This window comes from Collinsella sp. AM20-15AC (assembly GCF_003471405.1).
GTDB lineage: Bacteria > Actinomycetota > Coriobacteriia > Coriobacteriales > Coriobacteriaceae > Collinsella.
The window spans coordinates 47309-66600 of the sequence record NZ_QRJA01000007.1 but is presented as its reverse complement, the minus strand read 5'-3'; the positions used below and the strand labels follow the sequence as shown (position 1 = coordinate 66600).

Here is a 19292-nt window from a genome sequence, read left to right as displayed (position 1 = left end):
TTACACTCGTAACGAAAGAGTAGGTATACACAATGGCACACAAAAAAGGACTCGGTTCCTCCCGTAATGGCCGTGACTCCCGCGGTCAGCGCCTTGGCACGAAGCGCTATGCCGGCCAGACGGTAACCACGGGCACGATTCTCGTCCGTCAGCACGGCACTCACATCCACCCGGGTGAGAACGTTGGCCGTGGCAAGGACGACACGCTGTTCGCGCTGGTCGACGGTACCGTTGAGTTCCACAAGGGTATCAAGCACAGGGTCAGCGTACGCCCGCTCGCGAACGCGTAATTCACCCTTCATAGAGCACATATGTGGGAGGCACTTGAGTTTTAGGATTCAAGGGTCTCCCTCTTTTTGTAGGAGGCGATTCTGTTGTCACAGTTCACCGATATCAGCCGCATTAACGTGTGCGGCGGCGACGGCGGAGCCGGATGCATGTCGTTTAGGCGCGAGGCATTTGTCCCCAAGGGCGGCCCCGATGGCGGCGACGGCGGTCGTGGCGGCAATGTCGTCATCCAGGCCGATGCTCAGCTGTCTTCGTTGATCGATTACCGCTTTAAGCATCACTTCCGCGCCGAACGCGGCACGCACGGGCAGGGTGCCCGTCGTAACGGTAAGAGCGGCGAGGACCTTATTCTTAAGGTTCCCATGGGTACCGTGGTGCGCGAGCTCGACCCCGAGACGCAGACCCCGATGTTCGAGATTGCCGATCTGGTGCATGATGGCGAGCGCGTTGTCGTGGCGCCCGGCGGTGCCGGTGGCCTGGGCAACACGCACTTTGTGACGTCGGTGCGCCGCGCGCCCGCGTTCGCTCAGCTGGGCGAACCGGCCGAGGAGCATTGGATTGAGCTTGAGATGAAGCTTATGGCCGATGCTGCGCTCGTGGGCTTTCCCTCGGTGGGTAAGTCTTCGCTCATCGCGCGCATGAGTGCCGCCCGTCCCAAGATCGCCGACTATCCGTTTACCACGCTCGTGCCGAACCTCGGCATGGTGCGTGCCGGTGAGTATTCTTACGTCGTTGCCGACGTTCCTGGTTTGATCGAGGGCGCGAGCGAGGGCAAGGGCCTGGGCCACCAGTTCCTGCGCCACATCGAGCGTACGGCGCTGATCATGCATGTCGTCGACATGACGGGCGGTTTTGAGGATCGCGACCCGGTTGAGGATTACCGCATCATCAACCGTGAGCTCGAGCAGTATGGCGCCGAGCTTTCGGAGCGTCCGCAGATCGTCGTCGCCAACAAGTGCGATGCGCCGGGCACGGCCGACAAGATTGCCGACCTTAAGCGCGCCGCGCTCGACGATGGACATATGTTCTTTGCCGTGTCCGCCGTGACGGGCGCCGGCCTCAACACGCTGATGCTTGCCGTGGGCGAGCAGGTGGCTAAGCTGCGCGCCGAGCTGGCGGTCTCCGATGAGCCTGTCGATCTTCGCGACGAGGAGTGGGAGCGCCGTCGCCTGCAGCGCGAGAAGCGTTTCCGCATTGTTCAGGAAGAGCCCGGTGCCTTCCGCGTGGTCGGTCGCGCCATCGAGCGCATGGTTATTCAGACCGACTGGGAAAACGAGGAAGCCGTCATCTACCTGCAGCACAAGTTTGCGCGCATGGGTGTTGACGACGCGCTCGAGAAGGCCGGCTGCCGTGCGGGCGACGAGGTCCGCATTTGCCAGCGCGCCTTTGACTTTGAGGGCGCCGAGGACTTCTCGGAGTACGAGGAGCTCGAGGACGCTGGCGAGGACGTTGCCGTTGAGGCCCTTGACGTGACCGATGCTCCGGATGAGGGCGTCGAGGTTGTCGATGCGGCGGATGCCGCGGACGATGCCGAGACCTCGGAGGGCGAGTAAGCCATGTCGCTGCGCGGTGGAATCGGTTTGCCCGAGCTGCCCATAAAAGAGGGCAAAGAGTTTCGGCTTGGCATTATGGGCGGCACCTTCGACCCGATTCATTACGGGCACTTGGTGACTGCCGAGCAGGCGCGCGAGTCGCTCGACTTGGACGCTGTGCTCTTTATGCCGGCCGGCTCTCCTGCCTTTAAACTCGACAAACCGGTGACGCCTGCTGAGGACCGTTATGCCATGACGGTCCTCGCCACCGCCGCGAACCCGGCCTTTTTGGCGAGCCGGTTCGAGATTGACCGTCCGGGTGTAACCTATACGGCCGATACGCTTCATGCCCTTCGCGATTTTTACCCGCCGCAGGTAAAGCTCTACTTTATTACGGGCGCCGATGCGATTATCGATATTGTGACCTGGCATGATGCCGAACGAATCGCTGAGCTTGCTACCTTTATTGCGGCGACGCGACCGGGCTTTGATATCGATACGGCGCGTGCCCGAATCAAAGAGTCGGGGCTGCCGTTCGACGTGCGCTATATTCAGATTCCGGCGCTGGCGATCAGCTCGACGAACATTCGTAAGCGAGTTGCCCGCGGCATGAGCGTGCGCTATCTTACGAGCGAGTCCGTGCTCGGCTACATTCGCAAGCGCAGGCTATATGCCGATTTGGGCCAAGAAGATTTTGAGTGATGGGGGCTACGTTGTCGGTAGAGGATCAGTTTGAGGGCGATGAGCGCGCGCTGCTCAAGCGCATTCAAGAGCTGCTCGATGTTCGCATGAAAGATAAGCACAAGCGCTATGTGCATTCGCTGGGTGTTGCCGAGACCGCACTTCATCTGGCCGAGGTCTACGGCGTTGACCGCTTTGATGCGGCTGCCGCCGGCTTAATTCACGACTGGGACAAGGTTCTTTCCGATGACGAGCTCGTGGCCCGCGCGCTTCACTATGGCATCAAGGTTGCCGGCTCTCCTTCCGCCGCGACGCCGCTTTTGCATGGCCCTGTTGCCGCCTATGAGCTTCCGCAGCTTTTTCCCGCGCTGTCACCGGCCGTTTTCCAGGCTGTCGACCGTCACACCGTGGGTGCCTGCGACATGACGCCGCTCGATATGGTGGTCTTTGTGGCAGATGCCATCGAGCCCAACCGTCACGGCGACTATGCCCATGCGCTGCGCAAGATGGTGGGGAAGTTCTCGCTCGATGAGTTGTTCTTCTCCTGTTTTGCGCAGGGTCTGGTCTATGTGATCCAGTCCGGGCGCTATCTTTATCCCACGGCTATTACGATTTACAACCATTACGCCCAGCTGCGCTAGCTCGGGTGTGTCTAGAAAGAGGTATTCCATGGCCGACGAGACCATGACTGACGAGCAGATTCTTGAAGGTGTGGAGCACAAGAGTTTCGTTGCCACGTCCGACCGCACCGCCGCCTCGCTGTCCGCGAGCGGTGTCGCCGCCGAGGATGTCGCCCGCGCCGCCGCGCAGGCCGCCTACGACAAGAAGGGCGAGGACGTGCAGGTGCTCGACCTGACCGAGCTTTCCGACGTGTGCGACTACTTTGTGCTTGCCACCGGTACCAACAACCGCCAGGTCGATTCGATTGTCGACGAGATCGAGGAGAAGGTTGCCGAGGCTTGCGGCGAGCATCCGTTCTCCATCGAGGGCCGCGAGCAGAAGACCTGGATGCTCATGGACTACGGCTCGGTTGTCGTCCACGTCTTCACTCCCGAAGCCCGCGACTTTTACCGCCTAGAAAAGCTCTGGGGTGACGCCCCCCAGCTCCCCCTCGACCTCCTCTAGTGGCTCATTTGATATGGGGCTTTTAGCTAGCCTCGCGCATTTCGCCGGGCAGTTGCGGTTTTCCGCACCTGCCCGGCTTTCTTTTTGCCCAAAGGCGGTTAATCGTCGAAGCGGGATTGGCGGCCGAAAGATAGGGCGGTGTCGCCGAACTTGTCTCGGACGGCATCGATCGCGACGGAGAGGTCGCGACGGTCGCTTGATTGGGCTCCGCGGTCGTCGACTTCGCAGAACAGGTCGGTCTGGATGCCGCCCTGATGGTCAAAGTCGCTCATGCCGATGCCTGCTAAGCGAACATGCATGCCTTCCTGCCAGATGTTGTCGAGCAGTTCGAGCGCAACCGCCACAAAGATATTCTCGTCGTCGGTGGGGTGGGGAAGCCGCCGCTGCGCCGTGCGTCCGCTGCCATACGAATACTTAAGCTTGAGCGTTACCGTGCCGCCCGTCAGTCCCTGACGGCGCAGGCGGCGTCCAACCGACTCTCCCAACAGCGCAATCGCCGCTTCGATGTCCCCACGCTCAGTCAAATCTTTCGCAAAGGTGCGCTCATTGCTCACGGATTTAACCTCGCGTTCCTCTTCCAGGCTGGTGACCTCGGATACTTCGAGCCCCAAAGCACGTTGACGCATGCGCTCGCCATTCACGCCAAAGATTGCAGCCAGGGTGGACTCTGGCGCGCGTGAAAGCTCGCCGAGCGTATAGACGCGCATGCGACGCAGTCGCTCCTCGGCCGAGCGCCCGATGCCGCTCATGGCAGATACCGGCAGCGCGGCCAAAAAGCGCTGCTCGGTTCCGGGGCGCACGATGGTCAGCCCAAACGGCTTATCCCGCTCGCTTGCGATCTTTGCGACCGTCTTGTTGCAGCCCACGCCAATGGAACAGGTCACTCCCAGCGCTGCCACGCGGTCGCTTATGCGCCGTGCAACCAGCAGCGGGTCCTCGGGCGCAAAACGACCCGGTGTGATATCGATAAAGGCTTCGTCGATGGATACGCGCTCAACGCGCGGCGTCTCTTCGGCAAGAATCGCCATGACCTGCGCGCTCACCTCGCGGTAGCGATCAAAGTGCCCATGCGTCCAAATGGCCTGCGGACAGAGGCGCCGTGCCTCGGCCGAGGGCATGGCGGAGTGCACGCCAAAGCGACGCGCCTCGTATGAGCAGGTGGACACAACGCCGCGGGAATCGGCATCGCCACCCACGATGAGTGGCTTGCCGCGCCACTCGGGATGGTCGAGCATTTCCACGCTCGCAAAAAACGCATCGAGATCCATGAGGCCCACCGCCGGCCCCGTCCAGGGCGGCGGCGTGACGCCCGCAGCATCTTCATAACCGTATGTATGTTCGCGTCTTTTCATGGCATGAGTATACCGCGCAGCTCATGTGGGGTGCGTGGATGTGCTTGCAAATCGCGAATTCTTGTCTAAGATATGGATTTGCCTTCGACTACACCGAAGAAGTTGGTCTCACGGACTTCACCTGCCCGCGTCGATGGCGTATTATGTTCAACTGTTTGTTTGTAGTTGCAGCCTAAAGCTGCTTGGTTGGAGGAGTTTCCTTTGGCAGTCAAGATTCGCCTTGCTCGTCACGGCGCTAAGAAGCGTCCGTACTACCGTGTCGTCGTCGCCGATTCCCGCGCCCCGCGTGACGGTCGTATCATCGAGGAGGTTGGCCGCTACAACCCGATGACCGCCCCCAAGACCATCAACCTCGACCTCGAGAAGATCGCCGACTGGCAGTCCAAGGGCGCTCAGCTCACCGACGCCGTCGCCGCTCTGGTCAAGGCCGCCAACGAGGGCGAGAAGACCGAGACCGTCGTCAAGAAGTCCAAGAAGCAGCTCGCCAAAGAGGCCGAGGCCGCTAAGGCTGCCGCTGAGGCCGCTGAGGGCGCCGAGGAGTAAATCGTGCCTGAGGTTGACGCTGCACAGCTCGAGGGTGAGGCAATGCTCTCAGATCGCATCGCCGATCTCGTCGAATATCTCGTTGTTCAGATCGTCGACGACCCGGATTCCGTGAGCCTTGAGGTCATCGATGGTGACGACGCCTCTACGATCGAGGTTTCGGTCGCCGAGGATGACGTCGCTAAGGTCATCGGCCGTCGTGGCCGTACGATCAAGGCCATTCGCACGCTCGCCCGTGCACTGGCCGCTCGCCTCGACACTGCTGTCGAGGTAGAGGTTCTGGGCTAGGACCTTGAGGTCCCAGTACAAAAACATCGCCCGTGTGGTCAAGCCGCACGGAAGGAAGGGGGAGGTCCTCGCGCAGCCGCTGCGGGGGCTTCCTTCTGTATTAGAGCCGGGTATGCGCGTCGCCCTGACGCCGCCGGCGCTCAAGCGCGACCGCTTTTGCACGGTCGTGTCCGTCACCGATACGGGCGATGGCGATCTGGTCTCGTTTGAGGGCATTGACGACTTGACGGCCGCCGAGGGCATCACGGGATGCTATGTGTTGGCAAATCGTGACGATTTTGAGCTCGATTCACTCGACGCCGCCTATTCCGACCTGATGGGTCGCGAGGTGGTCGACGAGCGCTTCGGTTCACTCGGTACGATTGTCGAGATCATGTCGACGCCCGCTAACGATGTTTGGGTTGTCGAGGGCGATCGGTACGGCGAGGTACTGATTCCCGTGATCGAGCAGGTTGTGCTCGATCTTCCCGACACAGGAACAATTTCCGTCCACGTTATGGACGGCCTGATCGATATGGACAAGTAGGGAGGACAACATGCTGATTGAGACCCTTTCGGTCTTTCCCGAGATGTTTGAGCCCGTCATGTCCACATCGATTTTGGGCCGCGCCCGCAAGGCCGGCCTTTTTGATTTTAAGGCGTATAACCTGCGCGACTGGACGCACGACCGCCATCGTACCGTCGATGACGAGCCGTACGGCGGCGGGCAGGGCATGCTCATGAAGGTCGAGCCTATCGCCGAGGCCATCGAGGCCATTAGCGCGGAGGGCCCCAAGCCGACGGTGGTGTTCTTCACCCCGTGCGGCGAGCCTTTTACGCAGCATGTGGCCGAGCGCCTGCTCAAAAGCGAGCGCCTGCTGTTTGTGTGCAGCCGTTACGAAGGTGTCGACGAGCGTGCCTATGCGTATGCCGACGAGCGCCTGTCGATCGGCGATTACGTGCTCACGGGCGGCGAGCTTCCCGCTATGGTCGTTGCCGATGCCGTCGTACGCCTGATCCCCGGCGCCCTTGGTGATGAGATGAGCAACGTCGACGAGTCGTTCTCGACCGCCGAGGACGGAGGCCTGCTCGAGTACGCGCAGTACACCCGTCCCGCCGAGTTCAACGGCGAGGGCGTGCCTCCGGTGCTTGTGAGCGGCGATCACGCCAAGGTCGATGCCTGGCGTCGCAAGAACGCCATCGAGCGCACCTGCCGCTGGCGTCCGGACTTGATCGAGACGGCGCGGCTCACGCCCGAGGAGCGCGCTTACGCGCAGGTGATCCTTGACGCTTCGTATTCGCAGAGCGAGGAGTGAGTATGGTTCCTACGCAACATTCCGCGTTGAGGGGCGCTTTTGAGTGGATCGCGGTCATCGCGATCGCACTGGTCGCCACCTTCTTGATTCGCTCGTTTGTGGTCGAGCCCTTTGTAGTGCCCACCGGTTCCATGGAGGACACGATCGAGATCGGCGATCAGATTCTGGCGCAGAAGGTGACGCTCGAACTCGGACAGCCCGTCAAACAGGGCGATATCGTGGTGTTTCACAACCCCGATGCCACATCCGAGCATGACGTGCTGGTAAAGCGCGTCATCGCCACGGCCGGCCAGACGGTCGACCTTCAGGACGGCAAGGTCGTCGTTGACGGCCAGGCGCTCGACGAGGACTATACGACGGGCATGAGCTGGCCGCTTTCGGTCCAAGCGCCTGGCGCCCAGGTGAGTTATCCCTACACCGTTCCCGACGGGTGCGTGTGGGTGATGGGCGACAACCGCGAAAACTCTGCCGACTCGCGCTACTTTGGTCCCGTCGATCGCTCTGATTTGATCGCTGTGGCGCTTGTGCGCTACTGGCCGCTCAACCGCATCGGCGCTATCGACTAAAAACCGCTATAGTACAGTACCTAACCGTGTAATCGTTTCGACGAGGGGATATTAGAGGCATGAACGCTTCATCGCTTTCCTTCCAAGACATCATCCTGCGCCTCCAGCAGTACTGGGGCGAGCAGGGCTGCGTCATTATGCAGCCCTATGACTCCGAGGTCGGTGCCGGTACCTTCCATACCGCGACCACGCTGCGCTCGCTCGGTCCCGCCGAGTGGCGCACCTGCTATGCGCAGCCTTGCCGCCGTCCCGCCGACGGCCGCTACGGCGAGAACCCTAACCGCATGCAGCACTACTATCAGTTCCAGGTGCTCATCAAGCCGTCGCCGGTCAACGCCCAGGAGCTCTACCTGGGTTCGCTGGCCGCCATTGGCCTGGACCCCAACGACCATGACGTCCGCTTTGTCGAGGACGACTGGGAGAGCCCGACCCTGGGCGCCTGGGGCCTTGGCTGGGAGGTCTGGCTCAACGGCATGGAGGTCACGCAGTTTACGTACTTCCAGCAGGTGGGCGGTATCGAGGTCGACCCCGTGCCCGTCGAGATTACCTATGGCCTGGAGCGTATCGCCATGTACGCCCAGGGCGTCAACTCGGTCTACGATCTGGTGTGGAGCTACCTGCCCGATGGCACGCCCATGACCTACGGCGACGTGTTCCTCGAGAACGAGCGCGAATTCAGTGCCTATAACTTTGAGGTCGCCAACGTCGAGATGATGCGTCAGAAGTTTGACGACTACGAGGCCGAGTGCCATTCCTGCCTGGAGCGCAAGCTGCCGTTGCCCGCATACGACTGCGTCATGAAGTGCAGCCACGCTTTCAATCTGCTCGATGCCCGCGGCGCTCTGTCTGCGGTCGAGCGTGCCAACTACATCCTGCGTGTCCGCGCCGTCGCCAAGGCGTGCTGCGAGGCCTATATGGCCGAGGTCGCCGGAGTCAACGAGAATGCCAACCAGGAAGGCGAGGTGGCGTAAGCCATGGCAGACGCTAAGGATTTCCTGTTTGAGATCGGTACGGAGGAAATGCCCTCCGCACCGCTGAACAATGCCGTCAAGCAGCTTGGCACCATGATCGCCAAGGGTCTCGACGAGGCCGGTCTGGCCCACGGCGAGGTCCGCGTGATCTCGAGTCCGCGTCGTTTGGCTGCACTCGTGGCCGACGTCGCCACCGCGACCGATGAGGTTCACGAGGTCAAGCGTGGCCCCGCGGCCAACATTGCCTTCGACGCGGACGGTAACACCACCAAGGCCGCCCAGGGCTTCGCCCGTAAGTTCGGTGTGGCTGCCGAGGATCTGGTCCGTCGCGAGGACACCGACGGTCGTGAGTACGTCTTTGCCGAGAAGAACATTCCTTCCGCTCCGGCTACTCCGATCCTGACGGCCCTGTGCGAGAAGACCATCGCCGGCCTGCAGTGGCCCAACTACCGCTCCCAGCGCTGGGGCCACGAGCACGCGACGTTCGTGCGTCCGGTCCGCTGGATCTGCTGCCTTTTGGGCGAGGACGTCGTGCCCGTCACCTTTGCTGACGTGACGAGCGGCAACACCACGCGCGGTCATCGCGTCTTGGGCGCCGGCGACCATGTTGTCGCCAGCCCCGCCGTCTACGAGCAGGTGCTCGAGGACGCCGGCGTGCTTTCTGCCGAGCGTCGTCGTGAGGCCATCCTTGCCGGCATCGCCGAGGTCGAGGCTGTTCGCCCCGGCTGCCATGTTGATACGCCCAAGAAGGTCTTTGAGGAGGTCATCAACCTCTGCGAGTGGCCGACGGTGCTCGTCGGTACCTTCGACGAGGAGTTCCTCAAGGTCCCGCACGAGATTATCTGCGAGTCCATGCTCACCAACCAGCGCTACTTCCCGATCTATGACGGCGAGGGCAAGCTCACGCGTGAGTTCGTGGTCGTTTCCAACAGCAAGCCCGAGAACGCCGATCGCGTGATTGACGGCAACGAGCGCGTCGTGCGCGCCCGTCTGGACGACGCCAAGTTCTTCTACGAGGAGGATCTGAAGATCTCCCTCGACGAGTTCCGTGAGCGCCTGGCCAAGGTCGCCTTCCAGGAGAAGCTCGGCAGCGTGCTTGCCAAGTCCGAGCGTATTGAGCAGCTCGCGCTCGCTATTGCCCGCGAGGCTCACCTGGGTGCTCACCTGGCAGCCGACGCTGCTCGCGCCGCACACCTGTGCAAGGCAGACCTGGTGTCCAACGCCGTCGTCGAGTTCACGAGCCAGCAGGGCATGATGGGCGGTTACTACGCCGCCGCGATGGGGGAGAACGACGAGGTCGCTCATGCTATTCGCGATCACTATCGTCCCCGCTTTGCCGGTGACGAGCTGCCCGAGGGCACCGCTGGCTGCATCGTGGCCTGCGCCGACAAGCTCGATACCATCGCCGGTATCTTTGCCATCGGCGAGCCCCCGACCGGCTCCTCCGACCCCTACGCGCTGCGTCGCGCCGCCATCGGCATCATCAACATCCTGCGCGACCGCCTGCCGATCGACCCCACGTCGCTCATCGACTTCGCCCTCGAGCTCTACAGTGAGCAGGGCATTGAGTTCGAACCCGCCGAGGTCGCCCAACAGGTTCGCGACTTCTTCCACGGCCGCCTTGTGAGCATGGCCCGCGACGAAAAGATCCCGGCCGATACCGTTGCCGCCGTCTCCGCGGTGCACATCATCGCCCCGTCCGTCTTCTTCGCCCGCTGCGCCGCGCTCGACGAGGCCCGCAAGAACGACGCCGAGACGTTCGACAACCTGGCGACCGCCTATGCTCGCGCCGCGCACATCTCCAAGCCCGAGCTGGGTGCGGAGTACGACCGCAGCCTGATGGGCGAGGTCGAGCTCGCGCTCGCCGACGCCTCCGAGGCTGCTCAGACCGCTGTCGATGCCGCCCTTGCTGCCGAGGACTACCCGGCCGCATTTGCCGCCCTCGCCGCCCTGCGCGCGCCCATCGACCGTTTCTTCGACGAGGTCATGGTCATGGACAAGGACGAGCAGCTTCGCGATAATCGCCTTAAGCTGCTCAACCGCTTCGAGGCCGTTTTCTCCGGCATCGCCAACATCGGTGAGCTTGCCCGCAAAAAGTAAGCCAGCCTGCGCGTAAGCGCAAAAGGAGCCCCGCATGGATTGCCCGGTCACCGCTCGTCCCACCGTTATCGTTATCTCCGACTCGCTCGGTGATACCGCTTGTGAGGTGGTGCTTGCGGCTTCCGGGCAATTTGATGAAGGGGCTTTTCATCTCTTGCGCCTGCCCAAGGTGACCTCGGTGGAGCAGGTTAAGTCGTTTGTGGGATCGCGTGTCGATGCAGGCCATCGCGATATCGCCGTGTTCCACACCATTGTCGACCCGGCGCTTCGCGCTCGCGTGCTCGATTACCTTGGCATGCTGCATATCCGTTCGGTTGACCTGATCGGTCCGACGCTCGCCGTGCTGTCGTCGCTTATCGGCGTTGCGCCCAAGGGCGTGGCTGGCGTGATTCATAAGACCGATGACCGCTATTTCCATCGCATCGAGGCTATGGAGTATTTCGTTGAGCACGATGATGGGCGCGGTTGCGATGATCTGTCGGGTGCCGATATCGTGCTGCTGGGCGTATCCCGCACGTCCAAGACGCCGCTGTCGATGTATTTGGCCTATCAGGGTTACAAGGTTGCCAATGTTCCTTTGGCTCATGGCATGGAGCCGCCGAAGTCGATTTACGAGGTCGACCCGATGCGGTTGTTTGGTCTGATTTCGACTGTCGATGTGATCTCCGGGATTCGCGATAGCCGCTTGGGCGATGATTACGCCCGTGCCGTCGCCGGCTCCTATGCCGAGCCCGAGAGTGTGCGCAGCGAGCTTGCTGAAGCCCGCGCGCTCATGAAGCGCCTGGGCTGCTTTGTTGTGCGTACCGACGGCAAAGCCATCGAGGAAAGCGCTGCCGAGATCATTGCTCACCTTGAAGAGATTCAAGAGGCAAGAGCCCGCCGTGCCGTCCGCCGCGCTCAACAAAAGTAGCTCACTTGGGACAAGGTTGTTTGGGTAGCTAATTTGGGACGGGGCTCTTTTTGCTAACCAAAGAGAATACTTGGAAATAATGCTGATAAATGGTAAAGCGATTTAGCAAAGACCATGCATCTGACCTGCATTTTCCTTGTAGTGGTATCTTCATAAGGCAACCACCTTTAGCTACCGTTTACCGCCAGTTTTAGCACGTTTACCAAACCGCGCACCCTCTGCTCAAGCCTGCCCAAAACGCGCCGTATAGTTCCCTCACGGCCCGCATCCGGTGGGTCGATTCGTTACCACGGTCGTGTGCGAGAGCGCATGGAAGGGGAAGTATCGTGAGCGATTGCAAGAGGGTTTACCGTTTTGGAACCGACGCCCAGGGCACCTGTGTCACCGAGGGCGACAAGTCCATGAACTTCGTGCTTGGTGGCAAGGGCGCTAACCTTGCCGAGATGAGCCGTATCGGCCTGCCGGTTCCCGGTGGCTTTACTATTACCTGCCAGACCTGTGTCGAGTACTCCGGTGCCGGCAACGTCTGGCCCGAAGGCGCACTCGATGAGATCGTTGCCGCCGAGGCCGACCTCGAGGCCCGCTGCGGCAAAAAGCTCGGCGACGCCTCCGATCCGCTGCTCGTGTCGGTCCGCTCGGGCGCTCCGTTCTCCATGCCCGGTATGATGGACACGGTCCTCAACCTGGGCCTCAACGACGACTCCGTTCAGGGTCTTATTGCCCAGACGCAAAACCCGCGCTTTGCTTGGGATAGCTATCGCCGCTTTATCCAGATGTTTTCCAACGTCGTCATGGGCGTTGACGCCGACCTGTTCGAGAACGCCCTGACCCAGGCCCGCCTGGTCGCCGGCGTTCGCGTCGATTCCGAGCTTTCGGCCGAGGACCTGCAGGAACTCGTCGAGACCTTCAAGGGCATCTTCTCCGAGAACGTCGAGGCTGCCCTGTATCCCGAGCTCGAGGTCGCTGACGGCAAGCCCGTCTTCCCGCACGACCCGGAGCTTCAGCTACGCCTTGCCATCCAGGCCGTCTTTGGCAGCTGGATGAACGAGCGTGCCTGCATCTACCGCAAGCAGCACGGCATTTCCGACGAGCTCGGCACCGCCGTCAACGTCCAGGCCATGGCCTTTGGCAACAAGGGCGAGACCTCTGCGACCGGCGTCGCCTTTACGCGCAACCCGGCCGACGGCACCAAGGAGTTCTATGGCGACTTTTTGGTGAATGCCCAGGGCGAGGACGTCGTCGCCGGCATCCGAAACACCGAGCCCATCGCCGACCTCAAGACCACCCCGGGCCTCGAGTCCGCAGGCGAGGAGCTCGAGCGCGTGTTCCTGACGCTCGAGGATCATTACCGCGATATGTGCGATATCGAGTTTACCATCGAGCAGGGCAAGCTCTGGATGCTCCAGACCCGCGTGGGCAAGCGCACCGCCACTGCCGCCCTGCGCATTGCTATCGAAATGGTCGAGGAGGGCCTCATCACCCGCGAGGAGGCTGTGAGCCGCATCGATCCCGCGCAGCTCGACCAGCTCCTGCACCCGCAGTTCGACGCCTCCAAGAAGTACGAGGCCCTGGCCAGCGGCCTTAACGCCAGCCCTGGTGCCGCCGTGGGCGAGGTCGTGTTCTCGAGTGATGACGCCGTCGCGCGCGCCAACGAGGGCCACAAGGTCATTCTGGTCCGCTGGGAGACCAACCCCGACGACCTGAAGGGCATGGTCGCCGCCGAGGGCATCCTGACCAGCCACGGTGGCAAGACGAGCCATGCCGCCGTTATCGCCCGCGGCATGGGTACGCCCTGCGTTTGCGGCGTTGAGCGCTTCCACATTGACGCGGCAGAGAAGGTCGTGCGCATCGAGGGCAGCGACCGCGTGCTGCGCGAGGGCGATGTCATCTCCATCGACGGCACCCAGGGTATCGTCGTCGACGGCGCGGTCGACCTGGTCTCTGCAGAGCTCACCGGCGACCTGGACACCATCCTGTCCTGGGCCGATGAGATCCGTTTGGACGAGACCTGCGGCCACGCCAACCACGTGCGCGTCAACGCCGACAACCCCGAGGATGCCGAGCTCGCGCTCGAGTTTGGCGCCGAGGCCATCGGTCTGTGCCGCACCGAGCACATGTTCCTGGGCGATCGCAAGAACATCATCCAGAGCTTTATCCTGTCTGACGATGAGGCCGTGAAGCAGCAGGCCCTGGCCGACTTGCTCAAGGTTCAGACCGAGGACTTCCTGGCGATGTTCAAGACCATGTCCGGTCGCGATGTGGTCGTCCGCCTGCTCGATCCGCCGCTTCATGAGTTCCTGGATAATCCTCGCGAGCTCGAGGTCGCCATCACCAAGAAGGAGGCCGCCGGCGCTCCCGAGGAGGAGCTCACTGCCCTGCGCGCCCGCCTGCGTCGCATTGACGGCATGGTCGAGTCCAACCCCATGCTGGGCTTGCGCGGCGTGCGCCTGTCCGTCGTCTTTGGCGATCTGCCGCTCATGCAGGTTCGCGCCGTCGCCACGGCCGCTGCCCGCCTTATCAAGGAGGGTGTCGACCCGCGCCCCGAGATCATGGTTCCGCTCGTTTCCATCACGGCCGAGCATGTCCAGACCCGCGAGGTTATCGAGTGCGTGATCGCCGAGGTTTCCGCCGAGGAAGGCGTCGAGCTCAATATTCCCGTGGGCACGATGCTCGAGCTGCCGCGTGCCTGCATGGTCGCTGACGAGATCGCCCATCATGCCGACTTCTTCTGCTTTGGCACCAACGACCTCACCCAGACGACCTTTGGCTTCTCGCGCGATGACGCCGAGGCCAAGTTCATCCCGCTGTACATGCATAAAAAGATCCTGAAAGACAACCCCTTCGAGACCATCGACGCGGCGGTGCTGGAGCTCGTGCGCTTGGCCGTCGAGAAGGGCCGCGCCACCAATCCCGACATGCACTTTGGCGTGTGCGGCGAGCACGGCGGCGACCCCAAGTCCATCAAGGGCCTGTTTAACGTGGCCGACGTGGACTACGTGTCCTGCTCGCCCTATCGCGTGCCCCTCGCGCGCCTGGCTGCCGCTCAGGCCAAGCTCGAGGCCAAGCGTTCCGCCTAACGTTTTGGGTTTAGACGCCTAGCGTAGCCCCCTTCATGCCGCCCGTCTCATTCGTGAGACGGGCGGTTATCATGTGCGGGTTTTGTCTTTTTGTCTGCGTGAAAAAATGTTCTTGCAGCAGAAACCCGCGCGTGTATACTCGAATACGTTTGTTCAACTACGTGCCGGCCAAGGTGGTACGGCACCTCTAGAAGAGTAAGGAATTGCACATGGATTACATCCGCGCAATCGAGCGTCAGCAGATCCGCGAGGACATTCCTCAGGTTCGCGTCGCCGACAACGTCAAGGTTCACTACCGCATTAAGGAAGGCGACCGCGAGCGCATTCAGGTCTTCCAGGGCGACGTCATCCGCATGGCCGGCGCCGGTGCCCGCGAGACCTTCACCGTCCGCAAGATGTCCTTCGGTGTCGGTGTTGAGCGTACCTTCCCGCTTCACAGCCCCAAGATCGCCAAGCTCGAGGTCGTTCGTCATGGTCGCGTCCGTCGCGCCAAGCTGTACTACCTCCGCGACAAGGTGGGCAAGGCTGCTCGCATCCCCGAGAAGCGCTAAGAAGATCGCAGCGTCTGTCCACTCGTTTGGACACAAGGGTCACCTTCGGGTGGCCCTTCTTTTTATCTGATTTGCATGCAAGGAGGGCCTGGTATGGCCAACATGACGAGCTCGGTTTCGGCATCGCAGGTTGCCGGCGAGCTGGCGAGCGCCACGTTCGAGGAGATTCCCGCCCTCGTGGAGCATTATCGCGAGGATCCGCGCCAGCAGGTTATCAAGGCTTGTGAGCGTGCCCTTAAGCGCCATGCCAAGGAGCTTGCCGAGCGCGAACGTGTTAACGATATGTACGAGCTCATGCATGAGCTCGGTGGCGATGGGGTGGTCGTGGGCGTCGACGAGGTGGGCCGCGGATCGGTGGCCGGTCCTTTGACGGTATGCGCCGTCTGTCTTCCTATGGAGCCGCGCGTCTGGGGTATCAACGATTCCAAAAAGCTCACGCCCGCGCGCCGCGAGTTGCTCTCAGTGAAGATTGCCGAGGTGGCGACGGCGATCGGTTTTTGCCATATCGCGCCGAAGGATATCGATGAAATGGGCATGGCCCGTGCTATCCGTACTGCCGTTGCGGGCGCCGTGGCCGATACGGGACTTGAGCCCGACTGCGTCCTCATGGATGGTAACCCCTTGGGCGCCGTTCCTAACGAGCGCGATGTGGTGAAGGGCGATGCCAAAATCGCCTGCATCGCCGCGGCGTCCATCATGGCCAAGGTCACGCGTGACGAGATGATGGTCGAGTACGACGCCGAGTATCCCGAGTACCATCTGGCCGAGTCGAAGGGCTATGCAAGCCCCGAGCATATCGAGGCCATTCGCAAACATGGACTTTGTCCACTGCACCGCGTGAGCTTTTGCGGAAACTTTCTGCAGACTGAGCGCCTTTTCTAGGTCAATTGTGGAGACAGGGACCTCTGGGGTTTTATAAACTTGCTGGTAACGGGCCGTATGCAACACCATTGCTGCGTACGGCCCGTTTTTTGACGGCATTTGGTCAGCTTTTGGTTTGCTTCCGGTACTTACCCGCATGAAAGGTGCCCTCATCATCGGGGCAATGCAGCGTGCGGGAAAGGAGACCCCATGAGTGCCGCAAGCAAAAAGAGCAAGACGCAGCAGCTCAAGGAGCGTTGGGAAAACGGCGAGCTCGACTGCGGGGCGATGACGCCCGAGTTTATCAAGGGACTCAGTCCCCGCGAGCTGGGCATGCTGGGCGAGCTGATCACCATCGACTACTTTAACGAACGCGGCTACACCTTGCTGGAGCAGGGTTATCGTTGCACCGAGGGCGAGGCCGATCTGGTGCTGCTCGATGAGCTCGACGATGTCGTGGTGATGGCCGAGGTCAAGACCAGACGCGTCGCACTGGATTGCAACACGCGGGTCTTTCCCGAGGAGGCCGTGGACGCTCAAAAGCAACGCCGCTACCGCCGCATCGCAAGCTGCTATCTTATGGAGCATTATCCGCTCAAGGCGATTCGCTTCGATGCCGTGGGTGTCACCATTCGCGGCGGGCATATCGCCGAGATCGAGCATCAGTACAACGCGTTCGATTGGCAGGTGTCGTGATGGCGTTCGAGACGTTTGCCGTTCACGCGGCCTGCATCCGTGGCGTCGAGGCGATTCACGTCACGGTCGAGGTCTCGCTTGCCGGTGGCGTTCCGGGCATTCAGATGCTCGGTATTCCGAGTATGGAGGTGATGGAGTCACGCGGTCGTATTCGCTGCGCGATGCGCTCCGCCGGGTTCGAGATCCCACGCTCGGGCATTACGGTCAACCTAGCGCCCGGTGATATTCGCAAGACCGGTAGCGGCTTTGATTTGCCCATCGCCATCGCGGTTCTGGCGGCCGATGGGCAGATTCCCCGCGACAACCTCGATCGCTGCCTTATCGCCGGCGAGCTCGGCTTGGACGGTACGGTGCTTCCTGTCAAGGGCGAGGTGGCGTTTCAGCTATTGGCGCGTGATATGGGGCTGTCCTTTATCGCCGGCAGGTCCGATCAGCATGTGCCGCTTGCGGGCGTGGATTGTGGATTCATCGATCATTTGTCTCAGCTTGCCCATGGCATGGGCGATGCCGCGCGGCACTACTTGGATTCTGAAGTGCTCGAGGCGACCTTTGAGCCCGAGCTCGACTATGCCGACGTGCTAGGGCAGGAGGTTGCCAAACGCGGCATGGCGCTTGCGGCGGCAGGAGAACTCGGTTTGCTTATGATCGGGTCCCCGGGATCGGGCAAGACGATGCTCGCGCGTCGTATGACCGGCATCCTGCCCGAGCTTTCCGTTGAGGATCAACAGGAGGCGCTGTGCATCCATTCGGTTTTGGGTGAGAACATTGATGGCTTGTTGGCGGGGCACCGGCCCTTCCGCAGCCCCCATCACAGTATTTCGACCGCAGGTCTTATCGGCGGTGGGCGCCCGGTGCACCCGGGTGAGATCAGCCTTGCTCATGGCGGCGTGCTATTTTTGGACGAGCTTGCCGAGTTTCCCACGGGTGTGCTGCAGACGCTGCGTCAGCCCATCGAACGCGGCTATGTGAGGATCGTGCGCGTCGACGGGGCTTTTACCTTCCCGTCGCGCTTTCAGCTGCTGGCTGCGAGCAATCCCTGCCCCTGCGGCTTTTTGGGCGATCGTGAGGTACCGTGTCGCTGCTCGGCGGCGATGGTCGAGCGCTATCGGTCTAAACTGCGCGGTCCTTTGGCCGACCGTATCGACATGATGATCGATGTGACCCGTCCCGACCCTCAGGTGATTATCGAGGGCGCGGAGGGTATGTCGTCTGCCGAGTTACGTGACTACGTTGTGCGCGGTCGCGCTTTTCGCGCTTGGCGCGAATCCCGTATGGACGATGCGGATGCCGAGGCCGAGGATGACGAGACACGGTCCATTGACGGCGTCGTTTCGACCTTTGAGCTCGATGATGCGGCGGAGAAGTGTGTGCTCGGCCTGTCGAAGCGCACGCATCTCACGGGCCGCGGCATCGTGCGCCTGGTGCGTATCGCGCGTACCATCGCCGACGTCGCCGAGAGCGAGCAAGTGACGCAGGACCACGTGCTCGAGGCGGCGATGTACCAGGGAAGGAGGGACCAATGATGGCCGAGGGGACCTTCGAGCTGCATCCAGGTGACGCGTTGTATCCCGAGACCGTTTTGGAGCTTTCTGATGTACCCCAGACACTCTATGTGCGCGGCAACCCCGAGGTGCTTTCGACGCCCGCGCTCTCCATCATCGGCGCGCGCAAGGCCTCTCCGTATGGTCTTGCCGTGGCAGAGCTTGCGGCAAAGGTTGCGGTCGAGGCGGGCGTGACGGTAGTTTCGGGCGGCGCGGTCGGTTGTGACCAGGCCTCGGGTTGGGCTGCGGTCAATGCCGGCGGCAAACACGTCGTGGTGCTGGGGACGGGCGCCGACGTGGTCTACCCGCGTTCGAGCGCGGGGCTTATTACGCGCACGCTCGATACGGGTGGCGCGGTCGTGTCGATCTCTCCGTGGGGCATGGGTCCGCGCAAGTTTGCCTTTCCGCGCCGCAATCGCGTAATCGCGGCCCTGTCGCAAGCCCTCTTTGTATCCGAGGCGGGTATGCCTTCCGGGACGTTTTCTACAGCCGAGGCTGCTATGGATTTGGGGCGAGAACTTCTTGCCGTGCCAGGGTCGATCCTATCGCCCGAGTCGCGTGGCACGAATTACCTCATTGCGAACGGTGCCTGCTGCATCATCGACGAGGAATCTATCGAGATGGCTATTTCACGCATCTACGGCACCCTGCGCTACTCGCGCCCCGATGCTCCCGGCATTGCCGACCTGGATCAAACACAGCAGACCGTGATGCATGCGCTCATCGCCTCTCCGCTCAAGGTCGACGACATCGCGGCGCTCGTCTCGCTCGATGCCGTCGGCGTACTCAAACTCCTGGGTTCGCTTGAGCTCGAGGGTCTTATCGAGCGCATGATGGATGGAAGGTATGCGCCCTCCAAGTTTGCCCTTCACGCTCAGACACCCTTCGGTCACAATGGAAAACATGTCAATTAGA

The 19292-nt window shown here is 61.7% G+C and carries 20 protein-coding genes; 19 read left to right on the top strand and 1 reads right to left on the bottom strand.

Annotated features, from left to right (window positions below):
- Nucleotides 1-32: 32 nt before the first annotated feature.
- The 5 genes from rpmA to rsfS all read left to right on the top strand — a co-directional run bounded on the left by rpmA (nt 33) and on the right by rsfS (nt 3626).
- On the top strand, nt 33-290 hold the full coding sequence (gene rpmA / locus DW233_RS03740) for a 50S ribosomal protein L27 (RefSeq protein WP_006236075.1): 258 nt from the start codon (nt 33-35) through the stop codon (nt 288-290).
- A gap of 84 nt (nt 291-374) precedes the next feature.
- A complete protein-coding gene (gene obgE / locus DW233_RS03735) occupies nt 375-1841 on the top strand; it encodes a GTPase ObgE (RefSeq protein WP_187365006.1) in 1467 nt (488 codons plus the stop codon).
- 3 nt (nt 1842-1844) lie between these two features.
- Nucleotides 1845-2522: a nicotinate-nucleotide adenylyltransferase gene (gene nadD, locus DW233_RS03730; protein ID WP_117637231.1), complete on the top strand. Its 678-nt coding sequence runs from the start codon at nt 1845-1847 to the stop codon at nt 2520-2522.
- A gap of 86 nt (nt 2523-2608) precedes the next feature.
- A complete protein-coding gene (gene yqeK, locus DW233_RS03725) occupies nt 2609-3142 on the top strand; it encodes a bis(5'-nucleosyl)-tetraphosphatase (symmetrical) YqeK (RefSeq protein WP_199574574.1) in 534 nt (177 codons plus the stop codon).
- Nucleotides 3143-3170: 28 nt separating this feature from the next.
- A complete protein-coding gene (gene rsfS / locus DW233_RS03720) occupies nt 3171-3626 on the top strand; it encodes a ribosome silencing factor (RefSeq protein ID WP_006236081.1) in 456 nt (151 codons plus the stop codon).
- Between the two features lie 98 nt (nt 3627-3724).
- Here the strand turns inward: rsfS and dinB are convergent, their stop codons facing one another.
- Nucleotides 3725-4978 (bottom strand): DNA polymerase IV, encoded by a 1254-nt coding sequence (dinB, locus tag DW233_RS03715; RefSeq protein WP_118266754.1) that lies wholly within the window; start codon nt 4976-4978, stop codon nt 3725-3727.
- A 201-nt stretch (nt 4979-5179) separates the two neighbouring features.
- Here dinB and rpsP point away from each other — a divergent pair, with 201 nt between their 5' ends.
- The 14 genes from rpsP to DW233_RS03645 all read left to right on the top strand — a co-directional run bounded on the left by rpsP (nt 5180) and on the right by DW233_RS03645 (nt 19291).
- Entirely contained in the window at nt 5180-5521 is a 342-nt protein-coding gene (rpsP, locus tag DW233_RS03710; RefSeq protein ID WP_022094749.1) for a 30S ribosomal protein S16, read from the top strand.
- Nucleotides 5522-5563: 42 nt separating this feature from the next.
- Entirely contained in the window at nt 5564-5809 is a 246-nt protein-coding gene (locus DW233_RS03705; RefSeq protein WP_171021534.1) for a KH domain-containing protein, read from the top strand.
- A 4-nt stretch (nt 5810-5813) separates the two neighbouring features.
- Nucleotides 5814-6335: a ribosome maturation factor RimM gene (gene rimM / locus DW233_RS03700; RefSeq protein ID WP_089573449.1), complete on the top strand. Its 522-nt coding sequence runs from the start codon at nt 5814-5816 to the stop codon at nt 6333-6335.
- Between the two features lie 10 nt (nt 6336-6345).
- Nucleotides 6346-7104 carry a tRNA (guanosine(37)-N1)-methyltransferase TrmD gene (gene trmD, locus DW233_RS03695; protein WP_089573450.1) on the top strand — a complete coding sequence of 253 codons (759 nt, stop codon included), beginning with the start codon at nt 6346-6348 and terminating at the stop codon, nt 7102-7104.
- A 2-nt stretch (nt 7105-7106) separates the two neighbouring features.
- Complete coding sequence (gene lepB, locus DW233_RS03690; RefSeq protein ID WP_089573451.1) at nt 7107-7670, top strand: signal peptidase I; 564 nt, start codon at nt 7107-7109, stop codon at nt 7668-7670.
- Between the two features lie 59 nt (nt 7671-7729).
- Entirely contained in the window at nt 7730-8641 is a 912-nt protein-coding gene (locus DW233_RS03685; RefSeq protein ID WP_117654830.1) for a glycine--tRNA ligase subunit alpha, read from the top strand.
- A 3-nt stretch (nt 8642-8644) separates the two neighbouring features.
- A complete protein-coding gene (gene glyS, locus DW233_RS03680) occupies nt 8645-10741 on the top strand; it encodes a glycine--tRNA ligase subunit beta (RefSeq protein ID WP_118266752.1) in 2097 nt (698 codons plus the stop codon).
- Nucleotides 10742-10775: 34 nt separating this feature from the next.
- Nucleotides 10776-11651 (top strand): pyruvate, water dikinase regulatory protein, encoded by an 876-nt coding sequence (locus tag DW233_RS03675; protein ID WP_118266750.1) that lies wholly within the window; start codon nt 10776-10778, stop codon nt 11649-11651.
- A 326-nt stretch (nt 11652-11977) separates the two neighbouring features.
- Nucleotides 11978-14728 carry a pyruvate, phosphate dikinase gene (gene ppdK, locus DW233_RS03670; RefSeq protein ID WP_118266748.1) on the top strand — a complete coding sequence of 917 codons (2751 nt, stop codon included), beginning with the start codon at nt 11978-11980 and terminating at the stop codon, nt 14726-14728.
- A gap of 209 nt (nt 14729-14937) precedes the next feature.
- Complete coding sequence (gene rplS / locus DW233_RS03665; RefSeq protein ID WP_006236098.1) at nt 14938-15279, top strand: 50S ribosomal protein L19; 342 nt, start codon at nt 14938-14940, stop codon at nt 15277-15279.
- Nucleotides 15280-15372: 93 nt separating this feature from the next.
- Nucleotides 15373-16161 carry a ribonuclease HII gene (locus DW233_RS03660; RefSeq protein WP_055250018.1) on the top strand — a complete coding sequence of 263 codons (789 nt, stop codon included), beginning with the start codon at nt 15373-15375 and terminating at the stop codon, nt 16159-16161.
- A gap of 189 nt (nt 16162-16350) precedes the next feature.
- Nucleotides 16351-16836, top strand: coding sequence for a YraN family protein (locus tag DW233_RS03655; protein WP_006236100.1), 486 nt, complete (start codon nt 16351-16353; stop codon nt 16834-16836).
- Nucleotides 16836-18359, top strand: coding sequence for a YifB family Mg chelatase-like AAA ATPase (locus DW233_RS03650; RefSeq protein ID WP_117766659.1), 1524 nt, complete (start codon nt 16836-16838; stop codon nt 18357-18359). Before DW233_RS03655 ends, DW233_RS03650 begins: the two co-directional genes overlap by 1 nt.
- Entirely contained in the window at nt 18356-19291 is a 936-nt protein-coding gene (locus tag DW233_RS03645) for a DNA-processing protein DprA (protein WP_334202454.1), read from the top strand. Before DW233_RS03650 ends, DW233_RS03645 begins: the two co-directional genes overlap by 4 nt.
- Nucleotide 19292 lies beyond the last annotated feature (1 nt).